This window comes from Streptomyces sp. ISL-11 (assembly GCF_018614525.1).
GTDB lineage: Bacteria > Actinomycetota > Actinomycetes > Streptomycetales > Streptomycetaceae > Streptomyces.
Window position 1 is genome coordinate 45,271 of the sequence record NZ_JAGGOL010000020.1, and the last position, 21,693, is coordinate 66,963.

The 21,693-nt window shown below is 73.4% G+C and carries 17 protein-coding genes and 1 pseudogene; 12 read left to right on the top strand and 6 right to left on the bottom strand.

All coding sequences use genetic code 11. The annotated features are described in order from the left end of the window. Positions 1-6: 6 nt before the first annotated feature. The gene (locus tag J7E86_RS06035) at positions 7-807 is read left to right on the top strand and encodes an SDR family NAD(P)-dependent oxidoreductase (RefSeq protein WP_215080447.1); all 801 of its coding nucleotides are present in this window, start codon (positions 7-9) and stop codon (positions 805-807) included. A 35-nt stretch (positions 808-842) separates the two neighbouring features. On the opposite strand, the gene J7E86_RS06040 is transcribed toward J7E86_RS06035, so the two are convergent. The 5 genes from J7E86_RS06040 to J7E86_RS06060 all read right to left on the bottom strand — a co-directional run bounded on the left by J7E86_RS06040 (position 843) and on the right by J7E86_RS06060 (position 6,841). Then, positions 843-1,694, bottom strand: a complete 852-nt coding sequence (locus tag J7E86_RS06040; RefSeq protein WP_215080448.1) for a DMT family transporter — start codon at positions 1,692-1,694, stop codon at positions 843-845. Positions 1,695-2,343: 649 nt separating this feature from the next. After that, positions 2,344-3,978 (bottom strand): penicillin-binding transpeptidase domain-containing protein, encoded by a 1,635-nt coding sequence (locus J7E86_RS06045; protein ID WP_215080449.1) that lies wholly within the window; start codon positions 3,976-3,978, stop codon positions 2,344-2,346. 167 nt (positions 3,979-4,145) lie between these two features. Then, entirely contained in the window at positions 4,146-5,867 is a 1,722-nt protein-coding gene (locus tag J7E86_RS06050; protein WP_215080455.1) for a dolichyl-phosphate-mannose--protein mannosyltransferase, read from the bottom strand. Beyond that, positions 5,857-6,429, bottom strand: coding sequence for a methyltransferase domain-containing protein (locus tag J7E86_RS06055; RefSeq protein ID WP_308312487.1), 573 nt, complete (start codon positions 6,427-6,429; stop codon positions 5,857-5,859). The genes J7E86_RS06050 and J7E86_RS06055 overlap by 11 nt, the downstream gene beginning before the upstream one ends. Positions 6,430-6,478: 49 nt before the next feature. Next, on the bottom strand, positions 6,479-6,841 hold the full coding sequence (locus J7E86_RS06060) for a DUF6415 family natural product biosynthesis protein (RefSeq protein ID WP_215080458.1): 363 nt from the start codon (positions 6,839-6,841) through the stop codon (positions 6,479-6,481). Positions 6,842-6,960: 119 nt separating this feature from the next. Between J7E86_RS06060 and J7E86_RS06065 the strand changes: the two genes are divergently transcribed. Next, positions 6,961-8,295, top strand: a complete 1,335-nt coding sequence (locus tag J7E86_RS06065; protein WP_215080460.1) for a hypothetical protein — start codon at positions 6,961-6,963, stop codon at positions 8,293-8,295. A gap of 11 nt (positions 8,296-8,306) precedes the next feature. Here the strand turns inward: J7E86_RS06065 and J7E86_RS06070 are convergent, their stop codons facing one another. Continuing rightward, positions 8,307-8,684 (bottom strand): hypothetical protein, encoded by a 378-nt coding sequence (locus tag J7E86_RS06070; protein WP_215080462.1) that lies wholly within the window; start codon positions 8,682-8,684, stop codon positions 8,307-8,309. 109 nt (positions 8,685-8,793) lie between these two features. Here J7E86_RS06070 and rsmI point away from each other — a divergent pair, with 109 nt between their 5' ends. The 10 genes and pseudogenes from rsmI to J7E86_RS06120 all read left to right on the top strand — a co-directional run. After that, positions 8,794-9,675, top strand: coding sequence for a 16S rRNA (cytidine(1402)-2'-O)-methyltransferase (rsmI, locus tag J7E86_RS06075; RefSeq protein ID WP_215080463.1), 882 nt, complete (start codon positions 8,794-8,796; stop codon positions 9,673-9,675). Positions 9,676-9,836: 161 nt separating this feature from the next. After that, the gene (locus J7E86_RS06080) at positions 9,837-10,295 is read left to right on the top strand and encodes a hypothetical protein (RefSeq protein ID WP_215080464.1); all 459 of its coding nucleotides are present in this window, start codon (positions 9,837-9,839) and stop codon (positions 10,293-10,295) included. Positions 10,296-10,345: 50 nt separating this feature from the next. Next, positions 10,346-11,290 carry a TatD family hydrolase gene (locus J7E86_RS06085; RefSeq protein WP_215080465.1) on the top strand — a complete coding sequence of 315 codons (945 nt, stop codon included), beginning with the start codon at positions 10,346-10,348 and terminating at the stop codon, positions 11,288-11,290. A 98-nt stretch (positions 11,291-11,388) separates the two neighbouring features. Then, positions 11,389-12,924 carry a resuscitation-promoting factor gene (locus J7E86_RS06090; RefSeq protein WP_215080466.1) on the top strand — a complete coding sequence of 512 codons (1,536 nt, stop codon included), beginning with the start codon at positions 11,389-11,391 and terminating at the stop codon, positions 12,922-12,924. After that, a complete protein-coding gene (gene rsmA, locus J7E86_RS06095; RefSeq protein WP_215080467.1) occupies positions 12,921-13,793 on the top strand; it encodes a 16S rRNA (adenine(1518)-N(6)/adenine(1519)-N(6))-dimethyltransferase RsmA in 873 nt (290 codons plus the stop codon). The genes J7E86_RS06090 and rsmA overlap by 4 nt, the downstream gene beginning before the upstream one ends. A gap of 32 nt (positions 13,794-13,825) precedes the next feature. Further along, the gene (locus J7E86_RS06100; protein WP_215080468.1) at positions 13,826-14,755 is read left to right on the top strand and encodes a 4-(cytidine 5'-diphospho)-2-C-methyl-D-erythritol kinase; all 930 of its coding nucleotides are present in this window, start codon (positions 13,826-13,828) and stop codon (positions 14,753-14,755) included. 262 nt (positions 14,756-15,017) lie between these two features. Continuing rightward, complete coding sequence (locus tag J7E86_RS06105) at positions 15,018-16,448, top strand: acyltransferase (protein ID WP_215080469.1); 1,431 nt, start codon at positions 15,018-15,020, stop codon at positions 16,446-16,448. A 130-nt stretch (positions 16,449-16,578) separates the two neighbouring features. Beyond that, the gene (locus tag J7E86_RS31545) at positions 16,579-19,116 is read left to right on the top strand and encodes an ABC transporter permease (protein WP_285439645.1); all 2,538 of its coding nucleotides are present in this window, start codon (positions 16,579-16,581) and stop codon (positions 19,114-19,116) included. A 287-nt stretch (positions 19,117-19,403) separates the two neighbouring features. Then, a complete protein-coding gene (locus J7E86_RS06115) occupies positions 19,404-21,215 on the top strand; it encodes an ABC-F family ATP-binding cassette domain-containing protein (RefSeq protein ID WP_215080470.1) in 1,812 nt (603 codons plus the stop codon). Between the two features lie 244 nt (positions 21,216-21,459). Beyond that, positions 21,460-21,693 (top strand): annotated as a pseudogene (locus J7E86_RS06120) (hypothetical protein); the annotation flags it as partial.

A 21,693-nucleotide genomic window follows, 5' to 3' on the forward strand; every position in this document is an offset into this window, starting at 1 on the left:
TGCCGCATGACGGCAGCGCGCTTCGACGGCTACGCGGTACTGATCACGGGCGCCGGGCGGGGCATCGGCGAGGCCACGGCCCGCCGCTTCGCGTCGGAGGGTGCGCGGGTCCTCCTCACCGACCTGGACGGCCCGCGCGCCGAGAAGGCCGCGGCCGGCCTGCGCGGCGCGGGCCTCACGGCCGAGTCCTTCGCCTGCGACGTCGGCGACCGGGCGGCCGTCGAGGCGGCGGTCGCCACCGCCGTCGACCGCTTCGGCCGCCTGGACGTCCTGGTCAACAACGCCCTCTCCTGCCACGCCGACACCCCGCTCGTCGAGGACCAGCCCGACGACACCTGGCTGAGGGACCTCGACATCACCCTCACCGGCGCCTTCCGCTGCGTACGGGCGGCCATGCCGCACCTGGCGGCCGCCGGCGGCCGCGGCAGTGTCGTCAGCATCGGCTCGGTCAACGCCGAACAGGACTTCGGCAACCACGCCTACAGCGCCGCCAAGGCCGGCCTGGCCAGCCTCACCCGCACCGTCGCGGGCCAGTGCGCGGCACGCGGCGTACGCGTCAACCTCGTCGCGCCCGGCACCGTCGACACCCCCAACTGGCACGGCCGTGAGACGACGCTGGAACGGGCCGCCCCGCTCTACCCGCTGGGCCGGGTGGGCCGCCCCGAGGACATCGCCGCCGCGGTGGCCTTCCTCGCCTCACCGGACGCCTCATGGATCACGGGCGTCACCCTCCCCGTGGACGGCGGGATGCTGGCCCGCAACGCGGGGTGGTGGCAGGCGGTCAAGGGCCCCGGGGAGGCGTGCTGATCGAGTGCCGGGACGGCGGGGTCCTCGGACTGCCCTCACCCCGCGTGCAGCATCAGCCCGATGCCGAGCACCATCAGTCCCGCCGCCGCGATCCTCGGCGCACCGAAGCGCTCCTTCAGGACCACCGCGCCGATCGCCGCGCCGACGATGATCGACGACTCCCGCAGCGCGGCGATGGGTGCGAGCGCCGCGCGGGTCTGGCCCCACAGGACCAGCCCGTACGCGAAGAGGGACAGCACCCCGCCGAGCAGGCCGCGCGCCGCGTGGGGGCGCAGCTCGGACAGCAGCCGGCCGCGGCGGACGGCCAGGGCGCAGGCGGGGATGGCGAGTCCTTCGAGGATCATCAGCCAGGCGATGTAGCCCAGCGGTGAGCCGGAGGCGCGGACGCCCAGGCCGTCGACGACCGTGTACGAGGCGATGGCCAGGCCGGTCGCGAGCGCCGCCGTGATGGCAGGCCAGTGCGGGCGGGCGCCCGAGCCGCGGATGCCCCACAGCGCGACGCCGACCAGCCCCGCCGAGGCGACGGCGACGCCCGCCAGCTGCCAGGAGCCGGGGACCTCGCCGGCGAAGGAGGCCGCGAGGACGGTGACCGCCAGCGGTGCGCTGCCGCGGGCGATCGGGTACATCTGCCCGAAGTCGCCGAGCGTGAACGACCGCATGAGCAGTAGCTGGTAGACGACGTGCAGCACCGCCGAGGCCAGCAGGTACGGCCAGGCGTCACCGGCCGGCGCCGGCACGAACGGCAGCAGCGCCAGCCCGCAGACGGCACCACCGCCACCCACGAGGGTGAAGGCGAGCAGCTGGTCCTTGATGCCGTGCGCGATGGCGTTCCAACTGGCGTGCGCCACCGCGGCGATGAGAACCGCCGCGGCGACCAGCGGCGTCACGCGGCGCGCTCGCGCGCCGTCGGGACCACGACCCGTATGTGTACCGGAGTGCTCATGGCCCTTGACGCTAGCGCCGCGTGGGCGGGCCCGCTGTAGTGCCGGTCACGCGGTGTGCGCCCGCGCAGGGTTGATGGCCGCGCTCCGGGTGCTGCCTGCGCGGCGGGCGTACTGGCGCGGCGGCCGCAGCCGGCGTGCTGGTCGGCGTCCCCGTTCGAGTGGTCGCGTGGGTGCCGGCCGGCACCCACGCCCCGGCCGCCGTCGGCGCGCCGACCGGCATCCGCCCCCGCGGGTCACGCGCGCGGTGGTCGGCAACCCGGTCCGGGTGATCGCCCGCAGCCCACCGGGCGCCGCCGTTCCGGCTCCGCCGTGGTCCCCGCGTTCGGGGGGCCTCACCACTTCGGCGCGGCACAGCCGTTCCGGCTCCGCGCGCTGTGGTTCCCCGCGTCCGCGGGCCTTCGCCCGCGTTCCGCCCGGCGCAGCCGACCCGCTCCGCCCGGGCGGTTTTTCACCATCTGGCCTGGCGCAGCCGCTCGCGCCCCGCCGCGCGGGGGTCCCGCGGCACCCGGGTCCCGTCACCACCTGGCCCGGCGCAGCCGACCCGCTCCGCTCGGGGCGGTTCGTCACCACCCCGCCCGGCGCAGCCGAACCGTCACCCCGCCCGCAGCACCGCCGCCACGATCGGGCCCGCCGAGTCGCCGCCGTGACCGCCCTGCGGGACGACGGCCGCCGCGGCGACGTCGCCGCGGTAGCCCGTGAACCAGCCGTTGGGCGCGGCCTGGTTGTCGACCTCGGCGGAGCCCGTCTTCGCGCCGATGTCGTCGCCGAGCCCGGACATCGCCTTCGCGCCCGTACCCGACGTCGCCGTGAGCCGCATCATCGAGCGCAGCTGCTGCGCGACCGCGGCGGGCAGTGCGCGCGGCGCCCGTGCGAGTTCGCGGTCGTCGACGGAGGGGGCCACTAGGTAGGGCTGGTGGAAGGCGCCGTCGCGGACGGTCGCGGCGACGGAGGCCATGTTCAGCGGGGACATCTGGACCCGGCCCTGGCCGATCATCGCGGCGGCCTTCCCGGAGCCGGTGTCGGCCGGCACGCTGCCGTCGAACGAGGCGACGCCGGTCTTCCACTCCAGGCCGAGGCCGAAGACGTCCTTGGCCTCGGCGGCGAGGGCGCCGTCGGGCACATCGCCGGCCAGGGAGATGAAGGCGGTGTTGCAGGAGTCCGCGAAGTCCCGCGCGAAGGTCGCGGAGGGGTTCTCGCTGCCCTCGACGTTGTGGAAGCGCATGCCGTAGGTGGCGTACTTCGGACACGGCAGCGGCTTGTCCGGTGCCGCCTTGCCCTGCTCCAGGAGCATCGCCGCCGTCACGATCTTCATCGTGGAGCCGGGCGCGGTCTGGCCCAGCAGCGCGGTGTTGAACTCCGTCTTCTTGGAGTTGGCCACCGCCAGGATCTCGCCGGTGCCGGCCTTCAGCGCGACGACGGAGGCGTCGGTGCGGCCGGCCACCGCCGATTCGGCGGCGCGCTGCACGTCCGCGTCCAGCGTGGTCGTCAGCCGGCCGGGCTTGCCCTTGGAGACCACGTGCAGGGTCTTCGGCTCGGCGGCGCCTCCGTTCGCGCCCGGGGCCTCTTTCGGGACCGCGGCCCGGACGCTCACGGCGGGCACGCCGCCGGCCTGCTGACCGTACCGCCTGCGCAGCTCCGGCAGAACGGCCACGAGCGAGGGATGGTCCTTGGCGTCCAGCGCGGTGCCGTTGCGGTCGACGGCGGTGATCTCCGGGGCCGCGCCGGCGTCGGTTCTCAGCGTCTCGCCGCGCGCGAGCTGCGGGTGCACGACGGAGGGCTGCCAGTCCACCAGCGCGCGGCCGCTGGTCGTGCCGCGGACGACGACGAGAGAGGATTCGTACGACCAGGTGGAGCGCTGCTCCCCGAAGTGGACCTGTGCGGTGACGGAGAACGGCACCTTGGCGCCGGCGGCGGTCCCCGGCTTGAGCTCCACCTTCTCGACGTGGGCCTGCTCGCGGTAACCGGTCAGGGCGGTGGTCGCCGCCGGGACGTTGTCGGTCAGCTCGGCGGCCCTGGCCGCGTCGCCCGCCTCCCAGGCCGCGAGGAACTCACGGGCGGTCCTGTCGATCTCGCCGTCCGTCGGCGGCCCGGTCTTCACCGGCGCGGCCTTGCCGTGGGTGGACGACGGGTTCGTGACCGCGTCGACGAGGTTGTACGCGCCGAGCCCGGCCGCCCCCACCATCGCGGCGGCGACGCCCCCCAGCGCGATCTTCGCACCCTTGTGCATAAGTCAGTCCCCTCCCGGTCCCCACCCAGGTCTTAATCACTCGATTAAAACCTCCGATTCGGCACTGTACGGGACGGGAATGACACGAGGGACCGGGATGGCCGGAATCCACCACCCCGGAATCACCGGCTCCGCCATGGCTCCTGATGGAGCGTCAGCTCAGAGGGTCAGATCCAGGTGTCGAACCACATCCGGTCGCGCCACGCCTCCATCGGGATCGGATGCCCGGTGTAGAGGGGGAAGAAGTAGATGAAGTTCCACGCGATCAGCAGCACCAGCGTGCCCGCGCCGATCGCCCCCACCACCCGGCGCCGCTCCGAGGACCCCGGCGGCCCCAGGATCGCCCCGATCATCATGGCCACCGCCAGACACAGGAACGGCACGAACACCACCGCGTAGAACACGAAGATGGTCCGCTCCTGCCACAGGAACCACGGCAGATAACCCGCCGCCACCGCGCACAGCACGCCGCCCGCCCGCCAGTCACGCCGGAACGCCCACCGGTAGAGCAGGTACAGCAGCGCGAAGCACGCCGCCCACCACAGCAGCGGGGTGCCCAGCGCGAGCACCTCGCGGGCGCACTTGTCGGCCGTGTCCGTCGGGCAGCCGTCCGTGCCGGGCGCCGGCGACTCGTAGAAGTACGAGACCGGACGGGACTGGACCAGCCAGCTCCACGGGTTGGACTGGTAGGTGTGCGGCGAGGAGAGCGTGGTGTTGAAGTCCCACACCTCGCGCTCGTACTTCCACAGGCTGCGCAGCGGATTGAGGACACCCGCCAGGAACCCGTCCGGGCTGTGGCCGCCCTCGGTCTCCGCCCAGTGCCGGTAGTAACCGCTGTGCCGCCAGCCGTCCTTCTCGCTGTACGTACCGCTGTTGGCGAACCAGCCGGTCCACGACGCCAGGTAGACGCCCACGGCCACCGGCACCGTCGACAGGAACGCCCACGGCACGTCACGGCGCAGCGCGGCGAGCGCGGGGACGCGGGCACCGGCGACGCGGCGCGCGCCCATGTCCCACACCACCATCAGCAGCCCGAACGCCGCCAGGTACACCACGCCGTTCCACTTCGTGGCGCAGGCCAGCCCCAGGAACACCCCCGCGGCGAGCCGCCACGGCCGCCACCCCAGCCCCAGCCGGCCGCCGACCGCGGCGTCCGGCCGTACGAGCCCGTCGTCGCCCTCCGGCAGCGCCGCCGCCAGCCGCGCCCGGGCCTTGTCCCGGTCCACCAGCACACAGCCGAACGCCGCCAGCACGAAGAACATCAGCACCGAGTCGAGCAGCGAGGTCCGGCTCATCACGAAGTGCAGCCCGTCCACCGCCAGCAGGGCACCGGCGAGGCAGCCCAGGAAGGTGGAACGGAACAGCCGGCGTCCGATGCGGCACAGCATCAGCACCGTCAGCGTGCCGAGCACGGCGACCACGAAACGCCAGCCGAACGGATTCAGCCCGTACAGCCACTCACCGACGCCGATGACCCACTTGCCCACCGGCGGGTGCACCACGTAGCCCGGCGCGTCGGGGACGTCGCTCCAGCCGCCGAGGACCTTGTCGTTGATGTCGTCGGGCCACTTCGCCTCGTAGCCGTACTTCCACAGCGCCCAGGCGTCCTTCGCGTAATACGTCTCGTCGAATATCACCGCCTTGGGGCTGCCCAGGTGCCAGAAGCGGATCAGCCCCGCGAAGAGCGCCACGGCCAGCGGTCCGGCCCACCCCGACCAGCGGGTCCACCTCCGCGCCCGCTCCCCGGGGAACGGCGGCACGAGCCGCTCGCGCACGCCCGGCCGCCGCCCCTCCACATAGCCGAACCGGCGGAGTCTGCGCTGCCACGGAGGCTGCTGCTCGTCTGCCGTCTCGCCCTGCCGGGCCCGGGTCGCGGTGTCACTGGTCACCGCGCCATCGTAGGGAACCGGCCTGTGCGAATCCCCGGCGCGCCGCGCGCGGCCCCCGGCGAGGCGTCAGCGTACGGTCTCCTTCTCCGTTCCGAGCCACACCGTGGAACCACTCCCCGTGACGGTCAGGCCGAAGTCGAAAATCTCCGGCCCAACCCGCCGGGCGCGTCTGTGCCACCCATGCGCGGGGAACGCGCAGCACGGAGGCGGTGGACAGGAGGCGGTCGTACGGTGCGGCGGCCGGGTGGCCCTGCTCGCCATCGGCCGTGATGACGGCGGTGCCGTACCCGGCGGCACGCAGCGTGGTGCGGGCGGCTTCGGCGAGCGCGGGGTCGATCTCGACGGTCGTGACGTTCCCGGGGCCGACCCGGTATTCGATGAGTGCGGCGTTGCAGCTCGTGCCGGATCCCACCTCCAGGACGTGCTGCCCGGGGTGGAGGTCCGCTTCGGCGAGCATCGTGAACACCGCGTCGGGTGCGCTGATGGAACTGGTCGGTACCGTGCCCGTTCCCCCGGCGGGCACCTTGCCGTCGTCGACCTGGGTGACGACGGGCGACCGCACGTCGTACACCGTCCGTGCCCACCGGTGGGGTGATCAGGCGGTGGGGTGATCAGGCGTCGAGAGGCAGGTGACACCGGAGACGGTGGCAGACGCGGCCGAGATCCTGCATGTGACCGACGGCCGACCGCAGGCCCGTGCCGGGCCCCGCGCCGAGTACGCGGCGGGTTTCGGACAGCGCCGACCTCGCCTGGTGCCACTCGGCCGTGCCGTGGTCCATGCGGCGGGCGCGGTCCTCGACGTGCGGTACGAGCCGAGTGACGAAGCTCCGCAACCGTTCGGTGAGGTCCTCCACGGCCTCGGCGCGCGGCAGGACGGCGGAGGGCGCCAAGGCGCGGCCGACGGCATCGGTAAGGGCGTGGCGCATCTCCGCCGTGAAGCGGTCGGCGCCGGGCGTCGTCGCGGCTGAGTTCATGAACGGGCTCCCTCATAGAGATCTGTTCGCATGCCGAGGTAACTACGGAAAGGGGCCCGGCCGGTACCGTGAGAGGGAGGCGTGAATGTGAAAGCCATGAAAGTCGGCGGGAGTTGAGCATGGCGAGCAGCCCACGAACCCCGAACACCGGCCTCGCGGACCTGCTGGACGACACGCGGTGGTCCCGGGCCCAGTTCGCCACGGCGGTCAATCGAACCGGCGTCGAGGCCGGCCTGTCACTGCGCTACGACCAGTCCGCCGTCTCGCACTGGCTGTCCGGAACGATGCCACGGGCCCAGGTCAGGCCCATCGTGCTCGAAGCCCTCTCACGGCGGCTGAAAGGACCGGTCACCCACGCGGAGGCCGGCTTCGCCCCGCCCCCGCCCGGCGCGAGCGGTGACACCCTCGAAGAGCTCGTCGACGTGGGAAGGGCCGATATGGACCCGTCCCGGAGGGGGGTCCTCACCGCAGGCATGTACTCGGCGGCGCTGGCCGTTCCGCTCTTCCCGGACCTCGCCGGGCGCGCGGCTCACGCGAGCACCGGCCGGACCGTGCGCATCGGTGAAGCGGAGGTCACCACGGTCCGCACCATGACCGAGAAGATCGCCGACATCCTGGACGAGCTCGGCGGTGGCCACGCCCGGCCCATGGCAGCGGCCTTCCTGGTCAACACCGTCGCCCCCTACTTGAAGGCATCGGCACCGGAGAAGATCCGCAAGGACATGCTGGCCGCCGCCTCCGACCTCGTGTACCTCACGGGCTGGATGGCGATGTACGAGCGTGAGCACGGCCTCGGCCAGCGCTACTACACCAAGGCGCTCAAGCTGGCCGGGGCGGCGGAAGACCACATCACGTACTGCCGGACCCTGCGCGGCATGAGCCTCCAGGCGTCGAACCTCGGCTACGGCGCGAAAGCTCTGCAACTGGCCGACGCCGCAGCCGAGGCATCGCCGAAGGCCGGACCACGCCTGAAGGCGTTCCTCGCCGGGCAGCAGGCCCACGCGGCGTCGATGACCGGGGACCGGCACACCGCCTTCACCCGTCTTCGGGAGACGGAGGCCGCGCTGTCGAAGGCGGATTCGCGGCGCGAGGCCATCGGCGGTTATGACACCAGCGCCTACCAGTTCCACGTCTCGCACGTGCTCTACGAGTGCAAGGACCTCGAAGGATCCATCCGCGCCATGCGGGAATCCCTCAAGGCCCAGCCCCGGCAGCAGCGCCAGGGCCGCGTCCACTCGAACGGACTGCTGGCGCAGCGCCAGTTCGATCTGGGGCACGTCGAGGCTGCGTGTGCCACGTGGCACGCCTTCCTGGACGACTACGTGCAGCTCTCGTCCGCGCGCGGTGACGAGCACTTCGACACGATGCGGCGCCGCGTCCGGCAGTACGCGACCACCCGCGCGGTACGCGAGCTGGCCGAGCGGGCGGGCGAGGTGGCTCGCGCCAAAAGCTGACCGGCGGACGCCTAGCCCGCGCTCAGCCGCCGCAGGTTCTCCTCGATGGCGGCCTCCGTCAGCCGGAGTTCCGCCGTCGGGCTGAACTGCACGATCTCGCTGCCCGCGGAGGCCAGCGGTACGTGGCCGCGCGGGAGGTAGAACGCGTCGCCCTCCTCGAAGACCTCCTCGTGGTCGGGGTAGCGGTAGGTCACCCGGCCCTTGAGGACGTAGCCCCAGTGCGGGCAGGCGCACTGGTCGTCGGGCAGGCCCCGCAGCAGCAGGGTGCCGTCGACGTCCTCACGGAAGGTCACGAAATTGACCGTGTAGCCGTCGATGTCCTCGTGCCGGTCCAGCACCTGCCCGTGGTCCTGGACCTGGGCGGCGCTCTCCTTCGATACCTTCGGCATGCGTCTCACCTCCTCGGGGAGGTCCGAAGGTGCACCTCCAGCGTCTCCCCTCGGCGGGCCCGGGGCCACCAGGGGCGGCGCCACCGCCCGACCCTGCGAGGATGGGGCTGTGACTGGAACGCTCGTACTCGCAGGTACCCCCATCGGTGACGTCGACGACGCGCCCCCGCGGCTGGCCGCCGAGCTCGCCGCCGCCGAGGTGATCGCCGCCGAGGACACCCGGCGGCTGCGCCGCCTCACCCAGGCGCTGGGCGTGCACACCACCGGCCGGGTCGTGTCCTACTTCGAGGGCAACGAGTCGGCCCGTACGCCCGAGCTCGTCGAGGCACTGGCCGGCGGGGCGCGGGTGCTGCTGGTCACCGACGCGGGGATGCCGTCGGTGTCCGACCCCGGCTACCGGCTGGTGGCCGCCGCCGTGGAGCGGGACATCAAGGTCACGGCCGTGCCGGGGCCGTCGGCCGTGCTGACGGCGCTCGCGGTGAGCGGGCTGCCCGTGGACCGGTTCTGCTTCGAGGGCTTCCTGCCGCGCAAGGCGGGGGAGCGGCTCGGGCGGCTGCGGGAGATCGCGGACGAGCGCCGCACCCTCGTCTACTTCGAGGCGCCGCACCGGCTGGACGACACCCTCGCCGCCATGGCCGAGGTGCTGGGCGCCACCCGCCGGGCCGCGGTGTGCCGGGAGCTGACCAAGACCTACGAGGAGGTCAAGCGCGGCCCGCTCGCCGAGCTCGCCGCCTGGGCGGCCGAGGGCGTGCGCGGCGAGATCACCATCGTGGTGGAGGGCGCCCCCGAGCCCGGCCCGCAGAACCTCGACGCCGCCGAGCTGGTCCGCCGGGTGCGGGTCAGGGAAGAGGCCGGGGAACGCCGCAAGGAGGCCATCGTGGCCGTCGCGGCGGAATTGGGGCTTCCCAAGCGGGAGGTTTTCGACGCCGTCGTCGCGGCCAAAAACGCCGCTGTACAGCAGGGCCCATCAGAAGGTAAAGGGCTATCGTGAAAGGCAAAGCTTAGGCCTGGCAGCCTGGCATTTTGGGCAGTGCGACGCCAAGTTCCTCCCAATTCGGAGGAGAGGCTGCTGCGTCATCGCCGGGAAAGGCGTTCCCTGGGTGTGGGACGTCCATCCCGGAGAGACTTGTCCTCAGGACAAGAGGAGCTGCCATGAGCGAGTTCGCAGGAACCTCGAACGGTGTCCAAGCGATGACCGGCTCGCACCCGGTCACCGAGCCCGGCGCACCCGAGCCGGCGCACGAGTCGTACGCCTTCGCCTGCATGCGGTGCGGGCACGGGTGGGAACAGTCGTACGAGATAACGCACCACACCGACGCCGAGGGCCGGCCCTTCGTCATCTACTACGCGGACGGTCAGCGCGTGACCTCGCCGCTGACCCACCCGACCTGCCTGAACTGCGGTGAGCACGTGGTGCGCATCATGCGGTCCGGCCGGGTCAAGCAGATCGCCGACGCCCTGCACCGCCCCGCCCAGCGGGCCGTACCCGCCACCGAACAGGCTCCCGCCGGCCCGGTCCACGCGGGCGGCCCCGAGCCCGCCGACAGCACCCCGCACGAGCGGCACTGGCACCTGTCGGACATCCTGCACCCCTTCCAGCACCGCCGGTGAGCGGGCACCGGGCGTGAACCCCGGGCCACGCGCTCCCTAGAATCGCGGTCATGGCGGCAACAGCATCGAACAGCGGCGACACCGGCGGCAAGCGGAACCGGAACGACAAGGACGTCCCTCCGCCGCTCCCGGAGCCCCTGAACGTGCCCGTCGCCGATTCGCACACCCATCTGGACATGCTCCCCCAGCTACCGCTGGGAGGGGCCCCCGGTAAAGGCGTGGAAGAATCACTGGCCAAGGCGGCTTCCGTCGGCGTGACCACGGTGATCCAGGTGGGGTGCGACGTGGCCGGCTCCCGCTGGGCCGCCGAGACGGCCGCCGCCCACGACAGCGTCTGGGCCACCGTGGCCCTGCACCCCAACGAAGCGCCCCGCATCGTCCTGGGCGACCCCGACAACTGGTCGCGCCAGGGCGCCCGCGAGCCCGGCGGCGACACCGCCCTCGACGCGGCCCTGGCCGAGATCGACGCCCTCGCCGCCCTGCCGCACGTACGCGGCGTCGGCGAGACCGGCCTCGACTTCTTCCGCACCGGCCCCGAGGGCATGGCCGCGCAGGAACACTCCTTCCGCCGCCACATCGACATCGCCAAGCGCCACGGCAAGGCCCTCGTCATCCACGACCGCGACGCCCACGCCGACGTCCTGCGCGTCCTGAAGGAGGAAGGCGCCCCCGAACGGGTCGTCTTCCACTGCTTCTCCGGCGACGCCGACATGGCCAGGACCTGCGCCGACGCCGGCTACTACCTCTCCTTCGCCGGCAACGTCACCTTCAAGAACGCCCAGCACCTGCGCGACGCCCTCGCCGTCGCCCCGCTGGACCGGGTGCTCGTCGAGACCGACGCGCCCTTCCTGACCCCCATGCCCTATCGCGGACGGCCCAACGCGCCGTACCTCATTCCGGTCACCTTGCGCGCCATGGCCGACTACCGGGACCTCGACGTCGACGCCCTGGCCACGGCGGTCGCCGCGAATACCGCCCGCGCGTTCGGATACTGAACCGCACCGGCCGCGACACCCTGTGTTTATCCGACTTTGGAGAGTGACACTCCCTCCGCTACAGTCCCGGGCCGAAGCTCGACCCAGGGGAGTGTCACGTGACTCATGCACCGGGCAGCCCCCGCGCCGCACGCCGCGGTGCGGCGGAAGCACCGCCGTATGACCCGTACGGGCCCTACGACCCGTACGAACCCTCCGACCACTACACCGCGTACGACACGTACGACACGCACGAGCAGCACCGCGCGCCGTACGAGCCCTACGACGCGCCCGCCGAGCCCTACTGGATATACCAACCGCCGCTCGGCCTGTACGACCCCTTCCTGCCCGAGCCCCGCGAGGCCGTGGCCTTCGCCCACCCCGAGCTCACCGACGACCTCCCGGCCGGGCTCCCCACCGACCTGCCCGAGCTGCCGGACCTGCCCGGCCCGCCCGACCTGCCGCACGTGCCCCGCCAGGCCGCCGTCCCGCGCCCGCAGGACGACGCCGGCGAAGGCACCGGCACCCGCCGCGCCGCCCGCCGCAAGCGCCCCGGGGACCGCCCCGACGCCCTGCGCCGGCTGCTGCCGCAGGCCCTCGTCGTGGTGTTCCTCGCGGGCGGCACCACCGCCTTCATCGCCAGCGACAAGACCGTCCGGCTCAACGTCGAGGGCCGCTCCCGCACCCTGCACACCTTCGCCGACGACGTCGACGAACTCCTCGCCGACGAGCACATGGCCATCGGCGCCCACGACGCCGTCACCCCCGGCCACGGCCACGACCTCGCCCCCGGCGACGAGATCACCGTCCGCTACGGGCGCCCCGTCGCGCTGACCCTCGACGGCCGGCACCACCGGGTGTGGACCACCGCCCGCACCGTCGCCGGCGCCCTGCGCCAGCTCGGCGTCCGCGCCGAGGGCGCCTACCTCTCCACCGACCGCTCCGCCGAGCTGCCCCGGCACGGCCTCGACCTGGACGTCCGCACCGAGCGGACCGTCACCTTCATGGCCGACGGCCGCGAGCGCACCATCCGCACCAACGCCGCCACCGTCCGCGAGGCCATCGACCAGGCCGGCATCACCCTGCGCGGCCAGGACACCACCTCCGTCCACCCCGACAGCTTCCCGCGCGAAGGCCAGACGATCTCCGTCATGCGCATCACCGGCGGCCAGGAGACCCGCGAGGTGCCCATCGACTTCACCACCGAACGCCGCGACGACCCCACCCTCTACAAGGGCACCGAGGTCGTCGTCCAGCGCGGCGAGAAGGGCGTCGAACGCATCACCTACGCGCTGCGCACCGTCAACGGCGTCAAGCAGAAGCCCCAGCGCCTCGTCTCCGAGACCGTCCGGCAGCCCCGCACCCAGATCGTGAAGGTCGGCACCAGGGCCATGCCCACCTCCGTCCAGGGCACGGACCACCTGAACTGGCAGGGACTCGCCCGGTGCGAGGCGGGCGGCCGGCCGAACGCCGTCGACCCCTCGGGCACCTACGGCGGCCTCTACCAGTTCGACGTCCGCACCTGGCAGGGCCTCGGCGGCAAGGGACGGCCGCAGGACGCACCCGCCTCCGAGCAGACCTTCCGGGCCAAGAAGCTCTACGTCACCCGGGGGGCGACCCCGTGGCCCGTGTGCGGCCGTAAACTTCACGGGTGAGCTCCAGCCCCAGCACAGACGACTCCGGCGCCCTTCTCGGCCCCGCCGACATCCGCGAGCTGGCCGCAGCCCTCGGGGTACGCCCCACCAAGCAGCGCGGCCAGAACTTCGTGATCGACGCCAACACGGTCCGGCGCATCGTCCGGACCGCCGAGGTGCGGCCCGACGACGTCGTCGTCGAGGTCGGACCCGGGCTCGGGTCCCTGACCCTCGCCCTGCTGGAGGCCGCCGACCGGGTCGTCGCGGTCGAGATCGACGACGTGCTGGCCGCGGCCCTCCCGGCGACCGTCGCCGCCCGGCTGCCCGCCCGCGCCGACCGCTTCGCCCTCGTGCACAGCGACGCCATGCAGGTCACCGAGCTCCCCGGCCCGGCGCCCACCGCGCTGGTCGCCAACCTCCCGTACAACGTCGCCGTCCCCGTGCTGCTGCACATGCTGGCCCAGTTCCCCGGGATCGAGCGGACCCTGGTGATGGTCCAGTCCGAGGTCGCCGACCGGCTCGCCGCCCCGCCCGGCTCCAAGGTCTACGGCGTCCCCTCCGTCAAGGCCGCCTGGTACGCCGAGGTCAAGCGCGCCGGCGCCATCGGCCGCAACGTCTTCTGGCCCGCGCCCAACGTCGACTCCGGCCTCGTCTCCCTCGTCCGCCGGGCCAAGCCCATCGAGACGACGGCGACCCGGCAGGAGGTCTTCGCCGTCGTCGACGCCGCCTTCGCCCAGCGCCGCAAGACCCTCCGCGCCGCCCTCGCCGGCTGGGCCGGCTCGGCCGCCGCCGCCGAGGCCGCGCTGGTTGCCGCCGGGATCTCCCCCCAGGCGCGCGGCGAATCGCTGACCGTGGACGAATTCGTGGCGATCGCGGAAAACAAGCAGTAGCACCCCCACCCGACCCGAGGAGCCCGTCCCCCGTGACCGCGTCCGTCACCGTCCGCGTACCCGCCAAGGTCAACGTCCAGCTCGCCGTCGGCGGCCTGCGCCCCGACGGCTTCCACGACCTGGCCAACGTCTTCCTCGCCGTCGGCCTGCACGACAACGTCACCGCCACCCCCGCCGACGCCCTCCGCGTCACCTGCTCCGGCCCCGACGCCGGACAGGTGCCGCTGGACGCCACCAACCTCGCCGCCCGCGCCGCCCTCGCCCTCGCCGCCCGCCACGGCCGCGAGGCGGACGTCCACCTCCACATCGACAAGGACATCCCCGTCGCCGGCGGCATGGCCGGCGGCAGCGCGGACGCCGCCGGCGCCCTCCTGGCCTGCGACGCCCTCTGGGGCACCGGGGCCTCCCGCGAGGAACTCCTGGACATCTGCGCCGAGCTCGGCAGCGACGTGCCCTTCAGCCTCGTCGGCGGCGCCGCCCTCGGCCGCGGCCGGGGCGAGATCCTCACCCCCCTCGCCGTCGGCGGCACCTTCCACTGGGTCTTCGCCGTCGCCGACGGCGGACTGTCCACCCCGGCCGTCTACCGCGAGTGCGACCGCCTGCGGGAGGTCGCCGGTACGGGCGCGACGACGGCCGACGTCCCGGACCCGGAGCCGTCGCCGGCCCTCATCGACGCCCTGCGCGCCGGGGACGCGGCCGCGCTGGCGGCCGCTGTCACGAACGACCTCCAAGCCGCGGCGGTGTCCCTGCGACCGTCCCTGACCGCCACGCTGGAGGCGGGCACGGGTGCGGGCGCCCTGGCGGCGATGGTCTCGGGCTCCGGCCCGACGACGGCGTTCCTGGTGACGGACGCGGCGGAGGCCGAGAAGGTGGCGGATGCGCTGCGGGCTTCCGGCACGTGCCGGGCGGTACGCGTGACGTCCGGTCCGGCCGCCGGTGCGACGGTCGTGACGCCGGCCTGACGGCCACCGCCCCGGGGCTCCGCCCCGGACCCCGGTCCTCAAACGCCGGACGGGCTGATTTCGCTCAAGCTTGGCGTTTGAGGACAGGCCGAGCCAAAACAAGCCCGTCCGGCGATTGAGGACAACGGGGGTCTGGGGGCTCGCCCCCAGTTACGGGAAGGGGCGGGTAGGGGAAAGGCCCACGTCCTGAGTATCCGTACCTACCCCACCCTGAGTACCCACCCCGTGGCGCCCCGCGCCCCCGGCAAGCCATCGTGCCCCCATGGCCAAGAGAACCACCGCGCGCGACCTCGCCGCGGCCACCCCCGCCGGGCGCGACCGGACGATCGACCTCCTACGGGTCGCCTCACTCGGCACCGTCGTGCTCGGCCACTGGCTGATGGCGGCCGTCACCGCCGACGACGGCGGGACCCGGGTCGGCAACCTCCTCGCCGTCGAGCCGAAGCTCCAACTGCTCACCTGGGTCCTCCAGGTGATGCCGGTCTTCTTCTTCGTCGGCGGCTTCTCGCACGCCCTGTCCCACCGCTCCTTCACCCGCCGCACCGAGGGACCGGCGTACGCGGCATTCGTGCGCGCCCGGTTGCAGCGCCTCCTGCGCCCGACGATGCTCTTCATCACCGTATGGGGCGCGGGCGCCCTCACCGTGCAACTTCTTGGCACCGATGGCGCCCTGACGGACGTCGCCGCCCGGCTCGTCGCCCAGCCCCTGTGGTTCATCGGCATCTACCTGGTGATGGTCGCCTTCACGCCACCGCTGCTGAAGCTCCATGAGCGCTACGGCTGGGGCGCGTTCGCCGCCCTCGTCGCCGCCGCGGCCGCCGTCGACACACTCCGCTTCGCCGCCGGCGTGCCCTACGTGGAGTTCCTGAACTTCGCGTTCGTCTGGCTCGCCGTCCATCAGCTCGGCTTCCTGCGGGCCGACGGCCGCCTGCGCCGCCCGGCCGCCCTGGCCGCCGCCGGCCTGACCGGCGCGACCGCGCTGGTGGCGCTGGGCCCGTACCCGCTGTCCATGGTCGGCATGCCCGGCGAGAGGATCAGCAACATGGCACCCCCCACGGCGGCCCTGCTCTGCCACGGCCTGTGGCTGGTGGGCGCGGTGGAACTGCTGCGCACCCCCATGACCCGCCTGGTGGCCCGACCACGCGTATGGCGCGGAGTGGTGGCGGCGAACGGAATAGCCATGACGGCATTCCTCTGGCACCTGACGGCGATGCTGGGGGTTTACGGAGGAATGCTGGCACTGGACATCGCGCTGCCGGCCCCGGCGACGACGGCGTGGTGGACGCAAACACCCCTCCGCATAGCGGCGGCAGCGGCAGTCACCGCACTCCTCGTGACGACGTTCCGAAAGGCGGAACAACCACCGTCACCCAAACCGTCTTCCCCCACCCACCCACGGAAGGGGACGGATCGGAGCGGGCCATTGCGGGACGTGAAGCGAAGCAGTCCCGCGCAGCGGCAAAGCTCCGCGCAGCGACGCGCCGCAAACCTCAAAGGCCCCGCGGCGGCGACCGGCGTCACCCTCTCCCTCTTCGGCATCCTCGGCCTGTCCATGGTCGGCTTCGGCGACCTCCTGGAGGGCCGCACCGCCCTCCTCGTCGCCGTCCACGTGACGGCCCCGGCCGCCTTCCTCATGGCGGCCACCGGCTGGCTCCTGGTCGAAGCCGCCGGACGAACCCCCCGAGAGGGGTAGAGGCAACCCCACCCCGAGAACGCCGGTCGCTCCCATGGGCCCGCACCCGTCCGCTCCCTAGCGTTGATCCCGACATCGGAACAGCGGAGGGACGACAGGTGGTTCACAACCGGACGGCGGGCCGGGCGTCATGATGGGAAAGCTCGCGCGGCGCTCGCTGCGCCACCGGACCGCCACCTTCACGGCCACCTTCCTCGCCCTGCTGCTCGGCGCCACGATCGTCATGGCCTGCGGCGGTCTCATGGAGACCGGCATCCGCAACAACACACCGCCGCGCCGCCTCGCGGGCGCCGACCTCGTCGTCACGGGCGACCGCTCGTACACCCTCCCCGGCGACGGCAAGCACAAGAGGAAGGCGGTCCTGGCCGAACGCGTCGAGCTCGACGCCGCCGACGTGGACACCGTACGGGCCGTGCCCGGCGTCCGTACCGCCGTCGGCGAGCGCACCTTCGACGCCGCCGTGCTCCCCGCCGGCGACCGCGTCCAGGCCCACGGCTGGGACTCCGCCGCGCTCACCCCGTACACGCTCGCCACCGGCACCGCGCCCGCACGCGGCGGCGATGTCGTCCTCGACGCCCGCCTCGCACCGGCCGGGACCACGGTCGGGGACCGGATACGGATCGCCGCCCACGGCACCGCCGGCACCTACCGCGTCACCGGCCTCGCCCGCCCCGCCGGAGGCGGCGGCGCACCCGAACCCACCCTGTTCTTCTCCACCGCCGACGCCGACCGCCTGTCGGCACGGCCGGGCGCCGTCGCCGACATCGCCGCCACCGCACCCGGCACCGACGTCACCGCCCTGCGCGGGAAGATCGCCGCCGCGCTCCACGGGCGGCCCGTCACCGTCCTCGCCGGTGACGACCGCGGCGCCGCCGAACACCCGGAGGTCATCGAGGGCGGCTCCTCCCTCATCGCGCTCGCCGGAGCCTTCGGCGGCCTCGCCGTCGCCACCGCCGCCTTCGTCGTCGGCGGCACCGTCGGTCTCGCCGCGCAACAGCGCCACCGCGAACTCGCGCTGCTCCGTGCCATCGGCGCCACCCGCCGCCAGCTCCGCCGCCTGGTGCTCGGCGAGACGCTGCTCATCACGGTCCTGGCGGCGGCGGGAACCTGGTTCACCGGGCCCCTGGCCGGGCGGTGGCTGTTCGACCGGCTCGTCGGCTTCGGGACGGTCAACGAGACGGTCGAGTTCAGCCAGGGCTGGATCCCCGCCGTGACCGCCGCCGGCGCCCTGCTGCTGACGGCCGTGGCCGGCGGCCTCCTCGGCGCCTGGCGCGCGATCCGGATCCGGCCGACCGAGGCCCTCGGCGAAGCCGCCGGCCGGCAGCGCTGGGCGAGCGCACCCCGGCTGATCCTCGCGGCGCTCTTCCTCGCCGGCGCCGCCGCCCTCGCCCTCGTCACGGCGCTCGTCCTGCGCGGCCCGGTCGCCGCGTCCACCGCCGGTCCCACCGTCATCTGCGCAACCCTCGGCCTCGCCCTGCTCGGACCGGCCCTGACCAAGGCGCTGACCGTCCTGCTCCAGTGGCCCGTACGCCTCCTGGCCGGCACCGCCGGCCGGTTCGCGGTCCTCAACTGCCGCGCCCGGGCCGTCCGTACGGCCGCCGTCGCCACACCGGTCATGCTCGCCAGCGGCATCGCCACCGGCATGCTCTACCTCCAGACCACCTCCGTCGACGCCTCCGAACGGGCCTTCACCGACGGCCTGCGGGCCGACGCCGTCATCACCTCCGCCGCCGGCGGCGTCGACCCCGCCCTCCTCGACCGCGTCCGCGCCCTGCCCGGCGTGGCCGCCGCCACCGCGTACGTCACCAGCACCGGCTACGTCGAGCACCCCCGCGACACCGACCAGGACAAGCACGGCACCGCCCTCCAGGGCGTCAGCGCCGACGGCGCCGACCGCACCCTCGCCGTCGAGCCGTCCGCCGGCACCCTGACCGCCCTGCGCGGCACCACGGCCGCCCTGCCCGAGGCCACCGCGCGCCGCCTCCACCGCGGCGTCGGCGACTCGCTGCGGCTGCGCCTGGGCGACGGCGCCACCGTCGACGTCCGCGTCGTCGCCGTCTTCCCGGCCCGGGCGGGCTACGAATCCGTCCTGACCCCCGTCGGCCTCCTGGCCCTGCACACCCTCCACGGCCTGCCCGCCCGGATCCTCGTCCGCGCGGCCGACGGCACCGCCCCGGACCGGCTGACGGCCGCTCTCGGCGCCCTGGCGGCGGACCACCCGGGCCTGACCGTCACCGGCCGCGACGGCGTCGCCGACGGGCACGCCCGCGACACCCGCACCCAGGCGTCGATCAACTACCTCATCACCGGCATGCTCGTCGCCTACACCGCGCTGTCCGTCGTCAACACGACAGTGATCTCCGTCAGGGACCGCCGCCGGGAGCTCGGCCTCCAGCGGCTCACGGGGGCCACGCGCGGCCAGGTGCTGCGGATGATGAGCGTGGAGGCGGTGCTGGTCGCGGCGATCGGCGTGATCCTGGGCACGGTGGCGGCCGCGACGGCGCTCGTGCCGTTCGCTCTGGCGGCCACGGGCGGCTTCCTGCCGACCGGTCCGTGGGCGATCTACGGGGTGACGGTGGCCGGGGCGGTATCGCTGACGCTGGTCTCGACGGTGATGCCGGTGTGGGCGGCGCTACGGGTTCGCCCCGTGGCGGCGGCAGCGGTCTGAGGGGGCGGCGGTCCCCGATCGGGGCTCCGCCCCGGACCCCGGTCCTCAAGCGCCGGACGGGCTGGATTTTCACCCCGCCCGCAGGACGACTCAGGCGTGTCCCAGCACATTCGAGCCTGTCTGGGGGCACCTCCCAGCGGTAGCTGGGGGAGATTGAGGACATCACTGACCTGCGGCGGCCCCCGGCCGCCCCCGTGAGGACGCCCCCCGCGGGAAGCCGCGCGCGCCGACTACCCTGGACAGCCGATACCCGGCAAGCGCCGAAAACGCACAAGCGCAGGAGCGGAATGGCCACGAACCTCGTCAATCTGGAAGCCGTCGACAAGGTGTACGGCACCCGTGCACTGCTCGACGGCATCTCCCTCGGGGTGAACGAGGGCGACCGGATCGGCGTCGTCGGCCGCAACGGCGACGGCAAGACCACCCTCATCCGCATCCTCGCCAAGCTGGAGACCGCCGACAAGGGCCGCGTCACCCACGCCGGCCACCTGCACCTCGGCGTCCTCACCCAGCACGACTCCCTCGACCCGGCCGCCACCATCCGGCACGAGGTCATCGGCGACCTCGCCGACCACGAGTGGGCCGGCAGCGCCAAGATCCGCGACGTGCTCACGGGCCTCTTCGGCGGTCTGGACCTGCCCGGCTTCCCGCAGGGCCTGGACACCGTGATCGGCCCGCTCTCCGGCGGCGAGCGCCGCCGCATCGCGCTCGCCAAGCTGCTGATCGCCGAGCAGGACCTGATCGTCCTGGACGAGCCCACCAACCACCTCGACGTCGAGGGCATCTCCTGGCTGGCCGCCCACCTGCGCGCCCGCCGCTCCGCGCTCGTGTGCGTCACGCACGACCGCTGGTTCCTCGACCAGGTCTGCACCCGCATGTGGGACGTGCAGCGCGGCGCCGTCCACGAGTACGAGGGCGGCTACAGCGACTACGTCTTCGCCCGCGCCGAGCGGGACCGCATCGCCGCGACCGAGGAGGTCAAGCGGCAGAACCTGATGCGCAAGGAGCTCGCCTGGCTGCGCCGCGGCGCCCCCGCCCGGACCAGCAAGCCGCGCTTCCGCATCGAGGCCGCCAACGAGCTGATCGCCGACGTGCCGCCGCCGCGCGACACCGCCGAGCTGATGAAGTTCGCCAACTCCCGGCTCGGAAAGACCGTCTTCGAGCTGGAGGGCGTCAAGATCCAGGCCGGCTCCAAGGAGCTGATCCGGCACCTGACCTGGCAGCTGGGCCCCGGCGACCGGATCGGCCTCGTCGGCGTCAACGGCTCGGGCAAGACCTCGCTGCTGCGGGCGCTCGCCGAAGCGGCCCGTACGCAGGGCGAGCAGCAGCCCGCGGCGGGCCGGATCGTCGTCGGCAAGACCGTCAAGCTCGCCTACCTCTCCCAGGAGGTCGGCGAACTCGACCCGGCCAAGCGGGTCCTGGAGGCCGTCCAGCAGGTACGGGACCGCGTCGACCTCGGCAAGGGCCGGGAGATGACCGCCGGGCAGCTGTGCGAGAAGTTCGGCTTCACCAAGGAGAAGCAGTGGACGCCCGTCGGCGACCTCTCCGGCGGTGAGCGCCGCCGCCTGCAGATCCTGCGCCTGCTGATGGACGAGCCCAACGTCCTCTTCCTGGACGAGCCCACCAACGACCTCGACATCGAGACCCTGACCCAGCTGGAGGACCTCCTCGACGGCTGGCCCGGCTCGATGGTCGTCATCAGCCACGACCGGTACTTCGTCGAGCGCACCACCGACAAGGTGTACGCGCTCCTCGGCGACCAGGCCCTGCGGATGCTGCCGCGCGGCCTCGACGAGTATCTGGAACGGCGGCAGCGGGTCATCGAGGCTGCTGTGCCCGCTGTCGCCCCGGCGGTGACCGAGGCGGCCGCGGCCAAGCAGAAGTCGGCCGGTGACGCCCGCGCGGCCAAGAAGGAGCTCCAGAGGATCGAGCGCCGCCTCGACCGCATCAGCGAGCAGGAGACCAAGCTCCACGCCAGGATCGCCGAGCAGGCCACCGACTTCGAGGCCGTCGCCAAGCTCGACGCCGAGCTGCGCGAACTCGCCGCCGAGCGCGACGAGCTGGAGCTCAAGTGGCTGGAACTGGCCGACGAGGGCTGATCCATGACAGGGCGGACGATGGGCGTGTAAGGGGCAACAGTCTCGTCACGGGCCGGTCTCAGGTGGTGGAAAGCCCAGGGATCGGCCCGTGCGACCTTCGTACCGGGTGATAGAAAGAACACCCGCTCGCCTGCCGTCCGACTGGCGGGATGCATGCCCGATTCGCTCCTTCCCGGTGGTTTTCGGCCACTGGGATCGCGGGGGAGACCGATCGGGCCATGGACCCGCGTAAAGAGGAAAGCTGATGTCACAGCCGCCCCAGCCGCCCAACCAGCCGCCGGGGGTCCCGCCGGCGCAGCCAGGCGGAGGCTTCGGCGCGCCGAGCCCCTCGTACGGCTACCCGCCCCAGCAGCCCACGCAGGCGCAGCCGGGCTTCGGCCCGCCCCAGGCACCCCAGAACGCGCCCCAGCCCCCGGCCGGAGCACCGCAGCCCCCGCCTCCGCCGCCCGGGGCCCCGCAGACGCCCCCGCCCCCGCCG

Bases quoted from the DNA above. Each gene is read 5' to 3' on its own strand.
- J7E86_RS06065 (WP_215080460.1), top strand. From the start codon at position 6,961: ATGGCGAGCAGCCCACGAACCCCGAACACCGGCCTCGCGGACCTGCTG.
- J7E86_RS06080 (WP_215080464.1), top strand. From the start codon at position 9,837: ATGAGCGAGTTCGCAGGAACCTCGAACGGTGTCCAAGCGATGACCGGC.
- J7E86_RS06045 (WP_215080449.1), bottom strand. From the start codon at position 3,978: ATGCACAAGGGTGCGAAGATCGCGCTGGGGGGCGTCGCCGCCGCGATG.
- J7E86_RS31545 (WP_285439645.1), top strand. From the start codon at position 16,579: ATGATGGGAAAGCTCGCGCGGCGCTCGCTGCGCCACCGGACCGCCACC.
- J7E86_RS06105 (WP_215080469.1), top strand. From the start codon at position 15,018: ATGGCCAAGAGAACCACCGCGCGCGACCTCGCCGCGGCCACCCCCGCC.
- J7E86_RS06060 (WP_215080458.1), bottom strand. From the start codon at position 6,841: ATGAACTCAGCCGCGACGACGCCCGGCGCCGACCGCTTCACGGCGGAG.
- J7E86_RS06035 (WP_215080447.1), top strand. From the start codon at position 7: ATGACGGCAGCGCGCTTCGACGGCTACGCGGTACTGATCACGGGCGCC.
- J7E86_RS06115 (WP_215080470.1), top strand. From the start codon at position 19,404: ATGGCCACGAACCTCGTCAATCTGGAAGCCGTCGACAAGGTGTACGGC.
- J7E86_RS06085 (WP_215080465.1), top strand. From the start codon at position 10,346: ATGGCGGCAACAGCATCGAACAGCGGCGACACCGGCGGCAAGCGGAAC.
- J7E86_RS06070 (WP_215080462.1), bottom strand. From the start codon at position 8,684: ATGCCGAAGGTATCGAAGGAGAGCGCCGCCCAGGTCCAGGACCACGGG.